The 16,342-nt window shown below is 50.1% G+C and carries 18 protein-coding genes, 2 tRNA genes and 2 other RNA genes; 3 read left to right on the top strand and 19 right to left on the bottom strand.

What is annotated here, in order from left to right:
• Positions 1-33 precede the first annotated feature (33 nt).
• Positions 34-786: a 2,3-diphosphoglycerate-dependent phosphoglycerate mutase gene (locus DCX48_20595; protein ID QXE16700.1), complete on the top strand. Its 753-nt coding sequence runs from the start codon at positions 34-36 to the stop codon at positions 784-786.
• Positions 787-860: 74 nt separating this feature from the next.
• On the opposite strand, the gene aroG is transcribed toward DCX48_20595, so the two are convergent.
• Positions 861-1,916, bottom strand: a complete 1,056-nt coding sequence (gene aroG / locus DCX48_20590; protein ID QXE16699.1) for a 3-deoxy-7-phosphoheptulonate synthase AroG — start codon at positions 1,914-1,916, stop codon at positions 861-863.
• Between the two features lie 295 nt (positions 1,917-2,211).
• On the opposite strand from aroG, the gene DCX48_20585 reads away from it, so the two are divergent.
• Positions 2,212-3,174, top strand: coding sequence for a zinc transporter ZitB (locus tag DCX48_20585; GenBank protein QXE16698.1), 963 nt, complete (start codon positions 2,212-2,214; stop codon positions 3,172-3,174).
• Between the two features lie 7 nt (positions 3,175-3,181).
• Here the strand turns inward: DCX48_20585 and DCX48_20580 are convergent, their stop codons facing one another.
• The gene (locus DCX48_20580; protein ID QXE16697.1) at positions 3,182-3,907 is read right to left on the bottom strand and encodes a nicotinamide riboside transporter PnuC; all 726 of its coding nucleotides are present in this window, start codon (positions 3,905-3,907) and stop codon (positions 3,182-3,184) included.
• A 58-nt stretch (positions 3,908-3,965) separates the two neighbouring features.
• Positions 3,966-5,027 carry a quinolinate synthase NadA gene (gene nadA / locus DCX48_20575; protein ID QXE16696.1) on the bottom strand — a complete coding sequence of 354 codons (1,062 nt, stop codon included), beginning with the start codon at positions 5,025-5,027 and terminating at the stop codon, positions 3,966-3,968.
• Between the two features lie 215 nt (positions 5,028-5,242).
• Here nadA and DCX48_20570 point away from each other — a divergent pair, with 215 nt between their 5' ends.
• On the top strand, positions 5,243-5,641 hold the full coding sequence (locus DCX48_20570; GenBank protein QXE16695.1) for a hypothetical protein: 399 nt from the start codon (positions 5,243-5,245) through the stop codon (positions 5,639-5,641).
• Positions 5,642-5,655: 14 nt separating this feature from the next.
• On the opposite strand, the gene DCX48_20565 is transcribed toward DCX48_20570, so the two are convergent.
• The 16 genes from DCX48_20565 to cydA all read right to left on the bottom strand — a co-directional run bounded on the left by DCX48_20565 (position 5,656) and on the right by cydA (position 16,131).
• Entirely contained in the window at positions 5,656-6,372 is a 717-nt protein-coding gene (locus DCX48_20565) for a DUF554 domain-containing protein (protein QXE16694.1), read from the bottom strand.
• Positions 6,373-6,605: 233 nt separating this feature from the next.
• A non-coding RNA gene (locus DCX48_20560) (RtT sRNA) lies at positions 6,606-6,734 on the bottom strand.
• Between the two features lie 52 nt (positions 6,735-6,786).
• Positions 6,787-6,862, bottom strand: a tRNA-Lys gene (locus DCX48_20555).
• Positions 6,863-6,913: 51 nt separating this feature from the next.
• Positions 6,914-7,042: non-coding RNA, RtT sRNA (locus DCX48_20550), on the bottom strand.
• Positions 7,043-7,057: 15 nt separating this feature from the next.
• Positions 7,058-7,133: transfer RNA gene (locus DCX48_20545), tRNA-Lys, on the bottom strand.
• A gap of 175 nt (positions 7,134-7,308) precedes the next feature.
• Positions 7,309-8,085 (bottom strand): cell division protein CpoB, encoded by a 777-nt coding sequence (gene cpoB, locus DCX48_20540; GenBank protein ID QXE16693.1) that lies wholly within the window; start codon positions 8,083-8,085, stop codon positions 7,309-7,311.
• 9 nt (positions 8,086-8,094) lie between these two features.
• Positions 8,095-8,604 (bottom strand): peptidoglycan-associated lipoprotein Pal, encoded by a 510-nt coding sequence (locus DCX48_20535; protein ID QXE16692.1) that lies wholly within the window; start codon positions 8,602-8,604, stop codon positions 8,095-8,097.
• 40 nt (positions 8,605-8,644) lie between these two features.
• Positions 8,645-9,937, bottom strand: a complete 1,293-nt coding sequence (gene tolB, locus DCX48_20530; GenBank protein ID QXE16691.1) for a Tol-Pal system protein TolB — start codon at positions 9,935-9,937, stop codon at positions 8,645-8,647.
• 138 nt (positions 9,938-10,075) lie between these two features.
• Positions 10,076-11,263: a cell envelope integrity protein TolA gene (tolA, locus tag DCX48_20525; GenBank protein QXE16690.1), complete on the bottom strand. Its 1,188-nt coding sequence runs from the start codon at positions 11,261-11,263 to the stop codon at positions 10,076-10,078.
• 64 nt (positions 11,264-11,327) lie between these two features.
• The gene (gene tolR, locus DCX48_20520) at positions 11,328-11,753 is read right to left on the bottom strand and encodes a colicin uptake protein TolR (GenBank protein ID QXE16689.1); all 426 of its coding nucleotides are present in this window, start codon (positions 11,751-11,753) and stop codon (positions 11,328-11,330) included.
• 12 nt (positions 11,754-11,765) lie between these two features.
• Positions 11,766-12,452, bottom strand: a complete 687-nt coding sequence (gene tolQ / locus DCX48_20515; protein ID QXE16688.1) for a Tol-Pal system protein TolQ — start codon at positions 12,450-12,452, stop codon at positions 11,766-11,768.
• On the bottom strand, positions 12,449-12,853 hold the full coding sequence (gene ybgC / locus DCX48_20510) for an acyl-CoA thioesterase YbgC (GenBank protein QXE16687.1): 405 nt from the start codon (positions 12,851-12,853) through the stop codon (positions 12,449-12,451). Before ybgC ends, tolQ begins: the two co-directional genes overlap by 4 nt.
• Before the next feature lie 133 nt (positions 12,854-12,986).
• Positions 12,987-13,280: a cyd operon protein YbgE gene (ybgE, locus tag DCX48_20505; GenBank protein ID QXE16686.1), complete on the bottom strand. Its 294-nt coding sequence runs from the start codon at positions 13,278-13,280 to the stop codon at positions 12,987-12,989.
• Complete coding sequence (cydX, locus tag DCX48_20500) at positions 13,277-13,393, bottom strand: cytochrome bd-I oxidase subunit CydX (GenBank protein ID QXE16685.1); 117 nt, start codon at positions 13,391-13,393, stop codon at positions 13,277-13,279. The genes ybgE and cydX overlap by 4 nt, the downstream gene beginning before the upstream one ends.
• A 16-nt stretch (positions 13,394-13,409) precedes the next feature.
• Positions 13,410-14,549 carry a cytochrome d ubiquinol oxidase subunit II gene (locus tag DCX48_20495; protein ID QXE16684.1) on the bottom strand — a complete coding sequence of 380 codons (1,140 nt, stop codon included), beginning with the start codon at positions 14,547-14,549 and terminating at the stop codon, positions 13,410-13,412.
• Positions 14,550-14,562: 13 nt separating this feature from the next.
• Complete coding sequence (cydA, locus tag DCX48_20490) at positions 14,563-16,131, bottom strand: cytochrome bd-I ubiquinol oxidase subunit CydA (protein QXE16683.1); 1,569 nt, start codon at positions 16,129-16,131, stop codon at positions 14,563-14,565.
• Between the last annotated feature and the right edge of the window lie 211 nt (positions 16,132-16,342).

Raw genomic sequence — 16,342 nt, 5'->3', positions numbered from 1 at the left:
CACAGAAATCTTAGGATAGGAAGGAGTTTAGCTATGGCTGTAACTAAGCTAGTACTGGTAAGACACGGTGAGAGCCAGTGGAACAACGAAAACCGCTTCACAGGCTGGTACGATGTTGATCTGTCCGAAAAGGGCCGTTCAGAAGCCAAAGCCGCAGGTCAGTTGCTGAAAGACGAAGGTTTTGCCTTTGATTTCGCGTATACCTCCGTGCTGAAACGTGCCATTCACACACTGTGGAGCGTACTGGACGAGCTGGATCAAGCCTGGTTGCCAGTTGAGAAATCCTGGAAACTGAATGAGCGCCACTACGGTGCATTACAGGGTCTGAACAAAGCAGAAACCGCTGAGAAATACGGTGATGAGCAGGTTAAACAATGGCGCCGTGGTTTCGCAATCACACCTCCAGAGTTGACGCGTGATGACGAACGTTTCCCGGGCCACGATCCGCGTTACGCTTCTCTGAGCGACAAAGAGCTGCCACAGACTGAAAGCCTAGCGCTGACCATCGAACGTGTTGTGCCTTACTGGACCGAAACCATCCTGCCACGTATCAAGAGCGGTGAGCGCGTCATCGTCGCAGCTCACGGTAACTCACTGCGTGCACTGGTGAAATATCTGGACAACATGGGCGAAGACGAAATTCTGGAACTGAATATCCCAACTGGCGTGCCGTTGGTATATGAGTTCGACGAGAACTTCAAGCCAATCAAACGTTACTACCTGGGCAACGCGGACGAAATCGCCGCAAAAGCTGCCGCAGTAGCGAATCAGGGTAAAGCGAAGTAATTTACCTTTGAAATGAGAAAAACTCGGCAATCGCCGAGTTTTTTATTGTCCGCTATCTGTCACGCTATTCGATGTTACTTATTGCGGCGCTCTCGTACAGCAGACGCTAACTGGCGCAACAGTGATTCTGTGTCTTCCCAGCTAATACAGGCATCGGTAACGCTACGGCCATAAACCAGAGGTTCGCCGCTTTCCAGATTCTGGTTGCCTTCAACCAGATGGCTTTCCACCATCACGCCCATAATCGCTTTTTCACCCTGTGCGATCTGCCCACAGACATCAGTACAGACTTCCATCTGCTTTTTGAACTGCTTGCTGCTGTTCGCATGGCTGAAATCGATCATGACCTGCGGTGTCAGGCCCGCTTTTTCCAAGCCAATTTTCACGTCTTTAACGTGCTCAGCGCTATAGTTCGGCGTTTTACCACCACGCAGAATGATGTGGCAATCGTTGTTACCACTGGTATTCACGATAGCCGAATGTCCCCATTTGGTGACAGACAGGAAGCAGTGCGGCGCACTGGCTGCGTTGATCGCATCAATCGCTACTTTGATCGTGCCGTCAGTGCCGTTTTTAAAGCCCACAGGACATGACAGGCCAGACGCTAATTCACGGTGTACCTGAGATTCTGTAGTACGTGCGCCAATAGCGCCCCAGCTCATCAGATCCGCCAGGTATTGCGGAGTAATCATATCCAGGAATTCACCCGCAGCAGGTAAACCGGTATCGTTAATTTCCAGCAGCAGCTGGCGCGCAATGCGTAGACCATCGTTGATCTGGAAACTATTATCCATGTGCGGATCGTTGATTAGCCCTTTCCAGCCAATCGTGGTGCGTGGTTTTTCAAAATAAACCCGCATGACCACTTCCAGATCGTCGCTCAGCTCGCTACGCAGCGTCAGCAGACGTGCGGCATACTCTTTCGCGGCTTTCGTGTCGTGGATCGAGCAAGGACCAATCACCACCAGCAGGCGGTCATCATTGCCGTTAAGAATTTTATGGATGGCTGTACGCGCGAACGATACCGTTTCCGCGGCCTTCTCCGTGGCTGGAAACTTTTCTAGCAAAGCAACCGGCGGCAAAAGTTCATTAATCTCTTTAATTCTTAAATCATCATTTTGGTAATTCATAAATAAATCCATCGGTTCCGAAACGGTATGTTAGCCCCATCCAATACGCGCCATCCCACCAGAGCGGGCAGCCTGAGAAACGGGATTTTTCATATTGAAGATTGATTATTATATGTCAAGCTGGTGTTATCAGGGCGCTGAAATCAGTGGAATTTACGCGATCAAATGCTCTCAGATGCCGCATCCGTCCTATTTTCACCAGAAAATAGCCCAGTTGACGGGTCGGAGAATCACAGGATAGGTTTTCTCTGTGGGTTTCAGTAAAGTGGGATAAAACCGCAACTCAGGATGATTTATGGCACACAACCACAGCCACACGGAATCAGGCAACAGTAAACGTCTGCTGGCCGCGTTTATCATTACCGCCACGTTTATGGTGGCAGAGGTCATTGGTGGCCTGCTGTCCGGCTCCCTGGCGCTGCTCGCGGATGCAGGCCATATGCTGACCGACGCCGCTGCGCTGTTCGTCGCGCTTGTCGCCGTGCGTTTCGCACAGCGTAAACCGAATGCGCGCCATACCTTTGGTTATCTGCGGCTCACTACCCTTGCCGCCTTTGTGAACGCGCTAACGTTGATACTGATTACTGCCTTTATCTTCTGGGAAGCGATTCAACGCTTCTATGACCCTCAACCCGTTGCTGGCGTCCCGATGCTGCTTGTCGCCATTGCCGGGTTACTGGCAAACATCGTGGCGTTTTGGCTGTTACACCACGGTAGCGAAGAAAAAAATATTAACGTCCGCGCGGCGGCCCTACATGTGCTGGGCGATCTATTAGGGTCCGTTGGTGCGATTGCTGCCGCTATCATCATCCTTTATACCAACTGGACGCCTATCGACCCGATACTCTCTATTTTGGTGTCATGTCTGGTGTTGCGTAGCGCCTGGGCGCTATTAAAAGAGAGTATTCACGAACTGTTGGAAGGCACACCGAGCCAGCTCAGCGTTGAGGCACTACAGAAAGATGTGACGCTGAATATTCCCGAGGTCAGGAACATCCACCATGTTCATTTATGGCAGGTTGGCGAAAAACCTATGATGACGCTGCATGCACAGGTGGTGCCGCCTCACGATCACGATGCGCTGCTAAGACGTATTCAGGAATACTTACTGAAGCATTACCAGATTGAACACGCGACAATTCAGATGGAATATCAACGTTGTGATGATGACCACTGCTCTTTTCATCAGGAAAACCATCATCTGGCTATTCATGATGGTGAAAAGCATGATGCAGAGGGCCATCACCACAAGCATTAAGTTTGGATTACACGCCGTTTGAAACCGCGCTGACGCGATTTTCCTTCGCGCTCTTAATCCACAGCCAAGAGCCGTTCAGGGCAATCAGCGTCAGGATCGCGTATTCTACCGCCATCGCATACACGCCCTGATAAGCAAAAATCACCACGCTTATCACATCAATCACCACCCACAGCAGCCAGTTCTCGACGTATTTACGCGTCATCAGGATCATCGCCACAATCGACAACACCATCATGGTGGAATCCCAGAATGGGAATGCATCCGGCTGAAGGTTCGGCATTTGTACCGTCAACCCAAGCCCCTGCATGCAGGAAACAGCGATACGCGTTAGCACGGCAAACACCGCATCGATGTAGAACGTCATCAAGCCAATCGCGACAACGCAGGCTACCGACCAGCCAATGAGTTTCTGCACCGGTAGCCAGCGAATGCGTAACTCGACTTCCTGTGCATCTGTCTTACGCGTCCAGGCGTACCAGCCATAAATATTGGCGGCAAAGAAGAAAATTTGTAGCAATAAGCTGGCGTACAGCTGAATCTGGAAAAAAATCACGGCAAACAGCGTGACGTTAATCAACCCAAACAGATAGTTGATATTTTTTTCCTGACTCGCGAACCAGATACACAGCAAGCCAAATAGCGTACCTATCGCCTCAATCCAGGAAAGGTCGTATCCCCCTTTGCCCAAAGGGATATGAATTAAAATATTACTGGTACTAAAAAAATCCATCTCACCACCCTGTCTCAATTATTGTAAGAAACTGCTATCAAGCTGCCTTGGATCTCCGTCAGGCATTCCCTTTCACACGTAATTTTAGCGAAGCAGCAAAATCCAGCATGCGATTCAACGGGATTAGCGCGCCTTCTCGCAAAGCGGCATCAACATGAATCTCATGGGCATGACCACCTTGCTCCAGACCGTTAGCAATCGCCTCCAGTCCATTCATTGCCATCCATGGGCAGTGCGCACAGCTGCGACAGGTTGCCCCTTCGCCCGCGGTCGGCGCTTCCAGCAATGTTTTCTCCGGGCAGGCCTGCTGCATCTTGTAGAAAATACCGCGATCGGTTGCGACAATCAGTTCACGCTGTGGCAGCGTTTTCGCCGCTTGAATCAGCTGGCTGGTTGACCCAACCGCGTCAGCCATCTCTACCACGCTCTGCGGCGACTCCGGATGAACCAAAATTGCCGCATCGGGGTACAGAATCTTCATGCGTTGCAGCGCCTGCGTTTTAAACTCGTCATGTACAATGCACGCACCTTGCCAGCACAAGACATCTGCACCCGTCTGCTTTTGTACATAGCTCCCCAGATGGCGATCCGGTGCCCAGATAATCTTTTCTCCCAGGCTATCCAGATGCTCGATCAACTCTACCGCGATGCTGGATGTGACAACCCAATCTGCACGCGCCTTTACTGCCGCGGAAGTATTGGCATACACCACCACGGTCCTGTCCGGATGCGCGTCGCAAAAACGGCTGAACGCATCGATGGGGCAACCGAGATCGAGCGAGCATTCAGCTTCCAGCGTGGGCATCAGAATCGTCTTTTCCGGATTGAGTATCTTGGCGGTTTCCCCCATAAAGCGGACTCCCGCCACCAGCAGCGTCGATGCCGAATGAGTGCTACCAAATCGCGCCATTTCTAGCGAATCCGCTACGCAGCCGCCCGTTTCTTCAGCCAGCGCCTGAATTTCAGGATCGGTATAATAGTGCGCGACCATGACAGCGTTTCTTTCCCGCAGTAGCGTCTTTATCCTGCTACGATAGTGCTGTTTTGCATCAACCGATAAGGGTCTAGGCTTCGGCGGAAAGGGATAAATAGTCTCATTGCTATCAAAAAGGATATTCATTATGGATTTCCACGATGACAACTCGGATTGTAACACCTGATACTGGTCTACTATCAGCATCGGAGTTTTTTATCCTAAACAAAATACCGAAAACACGCCCTAAAGTCGCGGTGTTTTTTCCAAAAAACCCACCACTTTGTTTACTATGCTTAAAATAATAAGGTGAAACGCGTGGGTCGTATTATCAGTTGGAGAGAGACAAGGAGAGAAATGGCATGGCCAGCCTCTATATCAGAATATATCGCGATACCCTGACCGTCAGAAACGTGGACACTAAAAAAGAGCTGACCGAGCAATCAGAAGTGCCTTTTACAACCACGCGCTTACTGCTCGGGCAGATGATTCCTGCGATGAAACTATTGGATCGACTTGCACGCAAGGTAGCGGCTAAACGACTGATCGATCTGTTCTGCTCACACAACGTCATCATCCATGCCATGGAGATGAATGAAGGTGGCCATAGTCAGGTAGAATTTGCCAGCTATATTGAGCTAGCCAAAAGTATCAGCCCGCAAGGAAAGCATATTTATGTATGTAGCAAAAATGTGCCGCTTACCGATCAGGAGGTGATACAAATTTTTAGCGGCGACATGCCTTCGATCATCAGCCGCTAATCAGGCGCTGCGCTTTAGGCGAAGAACCGATGCCAGTACAGAGAGATAGGAATAACCAGAACCAAAGCAGGCAGAAAGTTAACTACCGCAAATGATTTGATCTGCGCAATCCTCAGCCCTACCGCAATCATGATAATCCCGCCACAGGCAGAAAAGTCGCCCATAGTGACCTCTGTCATAAAGGGCATAATCAATTGGGCAGAGAAGAACAACAGCGCTTGGACAATCATCTGTGGTATCGCAATCGACATCACAGCAAGGCCAAGCGTGATGGAAAAAATCAGCGCGGTAAAGATATCCAAAGCAGATTTGATAATCAGCAGTTGATAATCACCGGTTAACCCTTCAGTCAATGCTCCGACAACGCCGGTACCACTGGCGCAAAACAGAACGATTAACGCGGTAAAATTCTGCGAATAAACATCCTGCGGTAAGCGGTGCTCTGGTGCAGGCAGAACGCGGTTTAATCCTTTCTGAATCATCGTACCCGCCCACTGGACGCCGGACTCCATGCGTAGCAGTTCGCCTAACGCAACACCAATCACGATAGCCAGAGCCACCGCCGGCAGTTGCTGGACTTTAACAACCAGCGTGACCCCCATTGCAATCGATACCATCGCAAACGCGGGAGGCAGACCATCCTGCAACCGCTGAGGAATAAAGCGACGTAAAGCAATACCCAGACCACTACCAATCAAGATAGCGGCACCATTAATCAACGGACCAATCATATATCTTCCTAAACAGGGCTATACGCGCTTCCCTGTGGCAATGACTCCATCCCTGCTCGATAGGATTAGAAAACAGTTCCTGACGGGTTATATAGTCCATAGAGAGGGTAAAGACCTAATATACTCCAAAGACTTAACGAGCAGGGAATGATAATGGGTTTTATCTCATCGACACGATACGTTCTGTATGGATTAAAGTGGATTGATTTGGGGAAGGAATTTTACTGCTGAAGTGGTGGGTCGTGCAGGATGACTCAGCCTACGGCTTCGCCCCTTCGGGGTCAACGCTGACGCGTTGCTGTCTCGCTTCGCGAGGCTCGAACCTGCGACCAATTGATTAAAAGTCACGGTGTTCACTATGTGGATAACAAGATAAGCGAAGATTACGTAGTGTGGAATTGTATTCCTAGAAGATGGTGGGTCGTGCAGGATTCGAACCTGCGACCAATTGATTAAAAGTCAACTGCTCTACCGACTGAGCTAACGACCCGCAATGCGGAACTACTTTAATACTTACTGATACTACAACTACATTTGAAATTGGTGGGTCGTGCAGGATTACTCTTCCTACGGACTCGCCCTTCGGGCCAACGCTTTCGCGTTGTTCAAAATCGATACTGCAGATTTTGTCGAACCTTTCGGTTCTCATCCTTCACGATTCAAAATCAATTATCAAACTTGAAATTGGTGGGTCGTGCAGGATTCGAACCTGCGACCAATTGATTAAAAGTCAACTGCTCTACCGACTGAGCTAACGACCCAATTTCATGCTGCTTTAGCGTTTTGCTGTTTGCCTTGGCAACGGCGGCACATATTACTGATTTAAATTTTCAGCGCAACCTATTTTCTTAAAAAACTGTTTGATTGCTTACTCTTAAGACGTTTAGGCACAAAAACCGCTCATGATGCGCAATTTTTGTGCCAATTAATACGGTATTACGATCCCGCTAAACGCTTTTGCGCCTGCTTTGCACTTTCCGTATTGGGGTACATTTTTACAACTTGCTGGTAAACGGCTTTGGCTTTATCAGCTTGACCTTTTTCCTGCATGATCACCCCAACCTTCAGCAAGGCTTCGGAACTTTTTGGTGACTTGGGATAGTTTTTAACAACATTGGCGAAATAGTACGCAGCATCGTCCTTTTTCCCCTTGTTGTAATTCAACTGACCAAGCCAATAGTTGGCATTCGGTTGATAGGTTGAATCCGGATATTTCTTGACAAATGCCTGAAATGCGCTGATAGCCTGATCGTACTGTTTTTTCTCCAGCACAAGCGCGGCTGCGGCATTGTAATCACTATTCGCATCACCCGTACTGGCCGGTGCCGCCGTATTGGCAGCACCGGTATCAGTACCCGCAGCAGCGGCAGGTGTGCCATCTGTCGTCGGTGTAGAAGATGATTGCGAACTTATTCCATCAATCTGCTGATAGATCTGTTTCTGCCGTTCAACAACCTGATTCAACTGATACTGACTTTCCTGAATCTGTCCACGGAGACTGTCAATGTCACGCTGATTATCAGAGAGCTGCTGTTGGAGTTGGGTTAAAAGCTGACTGTGAGCGTTAGAAATACGCTCCAATTGAGTGACACGGTCTTCGACCGAGCCTGAGCCGACATTACTGATTGGCGCTTGGGCAGTAGCGGCCCAAGGGACCGCTACGCCAACCAGTAACGACAGACCCAACAGGTGACGTCTGAAGTTACTGCTCATGCGATTCTCTTAATATACCAGAACGGCACGACGGTTTTTGGCATAAGCCGCTTCGTCATGACCGAGAACGGCTGGTTTCTCTTTACCGTAAGAAACGATAGAGATCTGATCGGAAGAAACGCCTTTACCCTGCAGGTACATTTGTACCGCGTTGGCACGACGTTCACCCAGAGCGATGTTGTATTCTGGCGTACCGCGTTCGTCCGCGTGACCTTCGATAGTCACTTTGTAAGACGGGTTGCTACGCAGGAATGCAGCGTGCGCGTCCAGCATCTGAGCGAATTCAGAGCTAACATCATACTTGTCCAGACCGAAGTAAACGATGTTGTTGCGCTGTAATTCTTGCATCTGCAAACGAGCTTGCTCAGAAGAAGACGCGTTGCCGCCGTCCATCATGCCGTTGTTGCCAGCACCCATGGATGATTGGTCATTGTCCGCGTTCTTGTTGGAGCTACAAGCGGCCACTGCCAGTACCGGCAGAGCCAACATCAGGCCTTTCAGCACTTTATTGAATTGCATTTCTTATGTCCTTTGACGAGTTTATTGTACATATCTGTACTTATAGATACGGCGACCAGGCAGGGAATTTAACCTGTCCATCAGTAGCCGGAAGACGCGCTTTGAAACGCCCATCTGTCGAAACCAACTGTAGCACTGAACCCAGCCCTTGTTTGGAGCTGTAGATCACCATCGTGCCATTCGGTGCGATACTTGGCGTTTCGTCCAGGAACGTGTCCGTTAATACTTGTACGGCACCCGTTACCAGATCCAGTTTGGAAATATGCTGAGCCCCACCATTAGAACTCACCGTTACCAAAAATTTCCCGTCGGCACTCACATCTGAGTCCTGGTTCTGAGAACCTTCCCAGGTCACACGCTGTGGAGCACCGCCGTTAGCATTAACTTTGTAAACTTGAGGACGACCAGCTTGGTCTGAAGTATAGGCCAAGGTCTGGCTGTCTGGGAACCAGGTTGGTTCCGTGTTATTGCTGCGGCCATCAGTCACCGGGCTGATTTGCCCCGATCCCAAATTCATCACATACAGATTCAGGCTACCGCTTTTAGACAGAGCAAACGCCAGTTTGCTGCCATCAGGAGAGAAAGAAGGTGCACCGTTGTGACGTGGGAAAGACGCAACTTGACGGATCGCGCCATTTGCCAGCGTTTGGATAACCAGCGCAGAGCGGCCACTTTCAAATGTCACATAGGCGAGTTTGCTGCCGTCTGCGGACCAGGCCGGAGACATCAGCGGCTGTGGTGAACGGTGAACGACAAACTGGTTGTAGCCGTCATAGTCCGCAACACGCAGTTCGTAAGGGAACTGGCCACCGTTGGTCTGCACGACGTATGCGATACGAGTACGGAACGCACCTTTAATACCACTCAGTTTTTCAAACACTTCATCACTGGCCGTGTGCGCAGCATAGCGCAACCACTGCTTGGTCACTTTGAATTGGTTCTGAGCCAGTACGTTCCCTGGGTTACCCGACGTATCAACGAGCTGATAAGAGACCAGATAGCTGCCATCGGCACTCGGTTGAACCTGACCAACAACAACCGCATCAATGCCCAACGCCGTCCATGCAGCAGGGGTCACTTCAGATGCCGTCGCAGGCTGCTGTGGCATACGGTTTGCGTCGATCGGGTTGAATTTACCGCTGTTACGCAAATCAGCACCCACGATGGCGCCTACGTCTTCAGGCGCAGCGCCCGGCCCAGCCCATTTAAACGGAACCACACCAATAGGGCGTGCAGAGTCTACCCCTTGGGTAATCTCTATACGTACTTCTGCGTGCAGCACAGCCGCCCACAGCATTAAAAAGCTTACTGCAACTTTCAGTACTTGCTTCATCTCATCTCCCTTATCTAGACGCAAAGTCTACGATAAATTAGCAGAATTTTAACAAAAACAAACCAATGTCAACAAAACAACATAATCTGGTTTATTTACCATCGTAATAATCTTAAATCTATTGGGTAAACAGCCCGGTTACTGCGGTTTAAAGTCTATTGGTGCATTTTTGAAAGCCTCATAAACATCCGTACTCGGTGGCTTCGGTATTTTGGCCTGTTTAGCAGCGGCAATAGCTGCCTGGCATAACGCTGGATCGCCGCCTTCAGCCGTGACATCAATCAGCAGACCATCTGGTGCCAGCTTAATCCGTAATGTACAAGTGCGCCCTTTGTAGAGCTGCCAGTCATAAAATTTGCTCTGAATAGCTGAGCGAACCTGACCACCATAACTATCAAGCGCCGCACCTGATGCACCGCTTTTCTTATTGTTACCTGTGCCCGCAGGTGCCCCACCGCCGGACTTCGGCGCATTTTTCGATGAAGCCAATCCACCCAGCAAGTCATCGACAGCGTTTTCCTGCTTAGCGGCCTCTGCTGCCGCTTTCTTTTTATCATCAGCGGTTTTCTTAGCCGCTGCGGCTGCTTCTGCTTTCTTCGTGGCTTCAGCGTCAGATTTTTGTTTAGCTGCCTCAGCCGCTGCTTTTTGCTTAGCTTGTTCAGCCTCTTTTGCTGCCTCTGCGGCGGCCTTTGCTGCTTCCGCTTTAGCGGTTTCTGCAGCCTTCTGCTTGGCGGCTTCAGCGGCTTTTTCTTTGGCCTCTTCTTCCGCCTGCTTCTTAGCAGCAGCAGCGGCAACAGCTTGTTTCTTCGCTTCGTCTTCCGCTTTCTTTCTGGCGTCCGCTGCCGCTTTCGTCTGCTGTTCAGCTTCAGCCTTCGCTTTTGCTGCGGCAGCTTCGGCTTGCTTCTGCTGTTCTTTTGCCTGCTGAGCCGCTGCTTCAGACTGTTTACGCTGTTCAGCCTGTTCCTGAGCCTGTTTTTTTGACTCTTCTTGCGCTTGCAGGCGTTCTTTTTCCAGCTCTTTCAGACGTTGTTGCTCAGCTGCTTGCTTCTGCTGGAGCTCTTCAGCCTGCCGTTCAGACTGCTTTTGGCGCAGCTGTTCAGAACGTTTGGCATCCGTCTGTTGCTGTTGTTGGCGGTTATACTGCTCCACCACAGCGCTCGGATCGACCATCACAGCATCAATTGACGAGCCCCCGCCGCCCCCGCTGGCATCCATCGTTTGCGTCGACGAACTCCAGAGCAGCAAAGCAATCAGTATGATGTGCAAAACAGCCGAGATAATAACGGCGCGTTTCAGCTTATCGTTTTGTTCGTTTGCCTTTAACACAAGCGATTCCCAAAAACAGTGTTGCCAGAAATAGGCTTAACGATCATTACCGTGATGCGCTCATTTAAATCGGTTGCGTCATCAAACCAACGGACTTTACGCCAGCTTGATGTAACAAATTCAACGCTTTAATGATCTCATCATAAGGAACATCCTTAGCGCCACCAATCAAAAAGACCGTCTTGGGGTTGGTTGCCAGCCGTGATTGCGCTTCGGCAACCACCTGCTCTGCCGGAAGCTGTTCCATACGGTTTTGCTCAACAACCAGGCTGTATTGTCCTACGCCTGAAACCTCTACGATCACAGGTGGATTGTCGTTGCTGGAGACCGTCTTTGAGTCCGTTGCATCAGGCAGATCCACCTCGACGCTCTGTGTGATAATCGGCGCTGTTGCCATAAAAATCAGCAACAGCACCAACAGCACGTCCAGTAGCGGAACAATGTTGATCTCGGATTTCAGCTCACGACGACCTCTGCGTACTCGTGCCATGATCCCCCCTGATTACTTGCTGTTGTCGATGGAGAATGCCTGACGGTGCAGGATAGCGATGAACTCTTCCGTAAAGTTGTCGTAGTTCTGCTCCAGTTTGCCAACACGCTGGCTAAGGCGGTTATACGCCATGACCGCTGGAATCGCTGCAAACAGGCCGATTGCCGTAGCAATCAAAGCTTCGGCAATACCAGGAGCAACCATTTGTAAGGTTGCCTGTTTCACCGCGCCCAGCGCGATGAAGGCGTGCATAATCCCCCAAACGGTACCGAACAGGCCGATATACGGACTGATAGAACCCACGGTGCCCAAAAAAGGAATGTGTGTTTCCAACGTTTCCAATTCACGATTCATTGAAATGCGCATCGCACGGGATGCACCTTCTACAACCGCTTCCGGCACATGGCTGTTAACACGATGCAACCGCGCAAATTCTTTGAAACCTGAATGGAAGATTTGTTCAGTGCCCGTCAGGCTATCGCGACGAGTCTGGCTTTCCTGATAGAGACGCGACAGTTCGATGCCCGACCAAAATTTGTCCTCGAAGGCCTCGGCGTCACGCGTTGCCGCATTTAAAATTCGGGTACGCTGAATAATGATCGCCCAAGAAGCGATAGAAAAACAGATTAAAATCAGCATGATTAGTTTAACCAGAAGGCTTGCCTTCAGGAACAAATCAAAAACGTTCATGTCAGTCACTGCTTGAACTCCGCGACAATAGACTTAGGAAGCGCAATAGGCTTCATTTGATGTGGATCGATGCATGCGATCAAAACTTCAGCATGGCTTATCAGGGTGCCATGAGTATTGAGAATACGCTGTGCGAAAGTCAGAGAAGCACCACGAAGCGAGATAACCTCGCTCTGCACTTCCAGCATGTCGTCGAGGCGCGCAGGGGCAAGATACTCCACCTTCATCCGACGAACAGCAAACGCGACATGCTCACTTAGCAAGACCTGCTGGTGAAAGTCGCGCTCACGCAACGCCTCAGTCCTTGCCCTTTCATAAAAGGCAACATAGCGTGCATGGTAGACAACACCACCAGCATCAGTGTCTTCAAAGTAGACTCGAACTGGCCAGCGAAACAACGAATTACTCACTCTACATCCCAGTAATGCATTAAACCTCGCTACTATACGCAAGAGAAATGAGGTTTGGAATGGATTGTGACAGCGGAGAGAAAATAATTATGGGCTGCAAGCAACCCATAACTAAATGGAATAGGGGGCTATTTTAGCCGAAGAAATAGTACAATCCTGCGCACAGGATCACAAAGGCGGGAAGTGGTGCGAAAAACGCGCGCCAAAGCAGACGGTGTGGACGAAAGCCAACGCCATGAACAACGCCAGCGCAAACAGCCCAAATCAACATCAGCCCCTGCCAAACAGCAAGTTCGCTGGTACGCGCAGCAAAACGCGTCGGATCCCAGAACACACAGCCAGCCAACAGCAACGCCATGATGAGGGAAAGAGCCCTTATCGGGCTCTTGTCCATCAGGCGATAGAGTTTATCGACCAGATCACTCATTGCTTATCTTCTTCAGCCGCTTTGCTTGCCTCACTCTGCTCAATAGCCAGGGCAGTGATGATCCCTAGTGAGCAAGCAAGAAGCGTTCCGAGTATCCAGGCAAAATACCACATAAATTAAGCTCCTTACTTAGTACATAGAGTGAGTGTTTTGCTCAACCTGCTCTTTGGTAATGCGACCGAACATCTTGTAGTAGCACCATGCAGTATAAGAAAGCACGATAGGAACGAAAATAATCGCAACCACTGTCATCACTTTCAGCGTCAGCAGGCTCGATGTCGCATCCCATACCGTCAAGCTGACGTTAGGCACCGTGACTGACGGCATGATGAACGGGAACATGGCGATCCCAGCCGTCAGAATCACACAAGCGATAGTCAGAGAAGAGAACAAGAATGCCCATGCCCCTTTCTCTACGCGCGCCATAAGAGTCGTCAACACCGGCAACACCACACCCAGCACAGGGATAGCCCACAATATCGGATGGTTATTGAAGTTAACCAGCCAGGCACCCGCCTGCTGAACAACTTCTTTACGCAGTGGATTAGACTCAGCGGCAGTGTTTATCGCAGACGTCACCACATAACCATCAATACCGTAAATCACCCATACGCCAGCCAGAGCAAACGCCACCATCATTGCTAATGCGGAAATCTGCGCAGCAGATTTGGAACGTACATGCAGGTCGCCCGTGGTACGCATCATCAGGTAGGTTGCACCCTGAGTAAGAATCATTGTCAGACTCACCACACCAGCCAGCAAGCCAAACGGATTCAGCAGTTGGAAGAAGTTTCCGGTGTAGTAAAGGCGCAGATATTCATCGACATGGAACGGTACGCCCTGCAACAAGTTGCCAAACGCCACACCAATGACAACCGGCGGGACAAAGCTACCAATGAAGATGCCCCAGTCCCACATTCCCCGCCAGCGTGGATCTTCGATTTTTGAACGGTAATCGAAGCCGACAGGACGGAAGAACAGTGAGGCCAGCACCAGAATCATGGCAATGTAGAAACCGGAGAACGCGGCAGCGTAAACCATTGGCCAGGCAGCAAACAGCGCACCGCCCGCAGTGATCAACCCTACCTGGTTACCGTCCCAGTGTGGAGCAATGCTGTTAATCATGACACGACGCTCGGTATCTCCACGCCCCATCAGACGGACCAGAATGCCCACACCCATGTCAAAACCATCAGTGATAGCGAAGCCAATCAGTAAAATACCGATCAACAGCCACCAGATAAAACGTAAGACTTCATATTCAAACATAGTGGACCCCTGTTTACCGTGCTTCCTGCGCAGCCGCTATAGGTTGTTCAAAATGGTAACGCCCCGTTCTCAGGCTGCTTGGCCCCAAACGTGCATATTTGAACATCAGATACATTTCTGCGACCAAGAAGAGCGTATACAGACCACAGATCAGCGCCATTGAGAACAGAATATCCCCTACTGTCAGTGATGACGTCGCGACAGCCGTTGGCAGAATTTCACCGATGGCCCAAGGTTGACGGCCATATTCAGCCACAAACCAGCCAGCTTCGATAGCAATCCACGGTAGCGGGATACCATATAGTGCGATACGGTGCAGCCAGCGTTTCTGACCAATTTTGCCACGCAGTACGGTCCAGAAAGACAGGCCGATGATCAACAGCATCAGAATGCCGCAGCCAACCATGATACGGAAGGAGAAGTACAGCGGCGCAACGCGTGGGATAGAATCTTTAACCGCCTGCTTAATCTGCGTTTCTGTCGCATCAGAGACTTTCGGCGCATAGCGTTTCAGCAACATACCATAGCCTAAATCTTGCTTAGACTGCTCGAACGCTTCTTTTATTGCAGGGTCGGTATTACCCGCGCGTAATTCTTCCAACAACTGGTAAGCCTTCATGCCATTGCGAATGCGCACTTCATGCATCACCATCAGCTCTTTCAGGCCTGTGACTTCTTTGTCAGTAGAACGGGTGGCAATTAACCCCAGAGCATAAGGAATCTTGATGGCATAGTTATTTTCCATCGTATCCTGGTTCGGGATGCCGATCAGCGTAAAGGATGCTGGAGCAGGTTGTGTTTCCCATTCGGCTTCAATCGCTGCTAGTTTGGTTTTCTGCACGTCACCCATTTCATAGCCAGATTCATCACCCAGTACGATAACAGACAGAACAGAAGCCAGACCGAAGCTTGCTGCGATAGCAAATGAACGCTTGGCAAACGCAATATCGCGGCCTTTCAGCAGATAGTAGGAACTGATGCCCAGAATGAACATTGCGCCAGTACAGTAACCTGCTGCCACCGTGTGAACGAATTTCACCTGAGCGACCGGGTTCAGCACCAGATCGGCGAAGCTCACCATTTCCATACGCATGGTTTCGAAATTGAAATCCGATGCGATGGGGTTTTGCATCCAGCCATTGGCGACGAGAATCCACAGTGCAGAGAAGTTAGAGCCCAGTGCGACCAGCCAGGTCACGGCCATATGTTGCACTTTTCCTAAACGGTCCCAACCGAAGAAGAACAAGCCAACAAAGGTCGATTCCAGGAAGAATGCCATCAAGCCTTCAATAGCCAGCGGCGCACCGAAGATATCCCCGACGTAGTGAGAGAAATATGACCAGTTGGTCCCGAATTGAAACTCCATGGTCAATCCGGTAGCGACCCCCAGAGCGAAGTTAATTGCAAATAACTTGCCCCAGAATTTGGTCATATCTTTATAGATTTGTTTGCCGGACAGCACATATACCGTTTCCATAATCGCCAGCAAAAACGCCATCCCCAGCGTTAATGGTACGAATAGAAAATGGTACATTGCGGTTAAGGCAAACTGTAAACGAGACAGTTCGACTACATCAAACATTTTGACTCCTTGCTCCTCGCAGGAAGGGATTAGCTTGCAAACGCTGGCAAGCCGCCAAACATCCGGCCATGACACCCAAAAAGAACACAACAAAAATTGCTTTAACGCAGGCTGTAACAAACGCTAAAAATACCGTTCACCGAGGCAGTCACATCGCGACGCCCCGACAGCAAGCTCAAGATAAATCACAAGTATTACAAATAACGTACCC

The organism is Pectobacterium atrosepticum (assembly GCA_019056595.1).
In the GTDB taxonomy this organism is placed as follows: domain Bacteria; phylum Pseudomonadota; class Gammaproteobacteria; order Enterobacterales; family Enterobacteriaceae; genus Pectobacterium; species Pectobacterium atrosepticum.
The sequence above is the reverse complement of the archived record's forward strand: the minus strand, read 5'-3'. Positions and strand labels throughout refer to the sequence as shown.

What these genes read in the sequence shown, in the direction of transcription:
- DCX48_20595 (QXE16700.1), top strand. Translation starts at nt 34, where the DNA reads ATGGCTGTAACTAAGCTAGTACTGGTAAGACACGGTGAGAGCCAGTGG.
- aroG (QXE16699.1), bottom strand. Translation starts at nt 1,916, where the DNA reads ATGAATTACCAAAATGATGATTTAAGAATTAAAGAGATTAATGAACTT.
- DCX48_20585 (QXE16698.1), top strand. Translation starts at nt 2,212, where the DNA reads ATGGCACACAACCACAGCCACACGGAATCAGGCAACAGTAAACGTCTG.
- DCX48_20580 (QXE16697.1), bottom strand. Translation starts at nt 3,907, where the DNA reads ATGGATTTTTTTAGTACCAGTAATATTTTAATTCATATCCCTTTGGGC.
- nadA (QXE16696.1), bottom strand. Translation starts at nt 5,027, where the DNA reads ATGAATATCCTTTTTGATAGCAATGAGACTATTTATCCCTTTCCGCCG.
- DCX48_20570 (QXE16695.1), top strand. Translation starts at nt 5,243, where the DNA reads ATGGCCAGCCTCTATATCAGAATATATCGCGATACCCTGACCGTCAGA.
- DCX48_20565 (QXE16694.1), bottom strand. Translation starts at nt 6,372, where the DNA reads ATGATTGGTCCGTTGATTAATGGTGCCGCTATCTTGATTGGTAGTGGT.
- cpoB (QXE16693.1), bottom strand. Translation starts at nt 8,085, where the DNA reads ATGAGCAGTAACTTCAGACGTCACCTGTTGGGTCTGTCGTTACTGGTT.
- DCX48_20535 (QXE16692.1), bottom strand. Translation starts at nt 8,604, where the DNA reads ATGCAATTCAATAAAGTGCTGAAAGGCCTGATGTTGGCTCTGCCGGTA.
- tolB (QXE16691.1), bottom strand. Translation starts at nt 9,937, where the DNA reads ATGAAGCAAGTACTGAAAGTTGCAGTAAGCTTTTTAATGCTGTGGGCG.
- tolR (QXE16689.1), bottom strand. Translation starts at nt 11,753, where the DNA reads ATGGCACGAGTACGCAGAGGTCGTCGTGAGCTGAAATCCGAGATCAAC.
- ybgE (QXE16686.1), bottom strand. Translation starts at nt 13,280, where the DNA reads ATGAGTGATCTGGTCGATAAACTCTATCGCCTGATGGACAAGAGCCCG.
- cydX (QXE16685.1), bottom strand. Translation starts at nt 13,393, where the DNA reads ATGTGGTATTTTGCCTGGATACTCGGAACGCTTCTTGCTTGCTCACTA.
- DCX48_20495 (QXE16684.1), bottom strand. Translation starts at nt 14,549, where the DNA reads ATGTTTGAATATGAAGTCTTACGTTTTATCTGGTGGCTGTTGATCGGT.
- cydA (QXE16683.1), bottom strand. Translation starts at nt 16,131, where the DNA reads ATGTTTGATGTAGTCGAACTGTCTCGTTTACAGTTTGCCTTAACCGCA.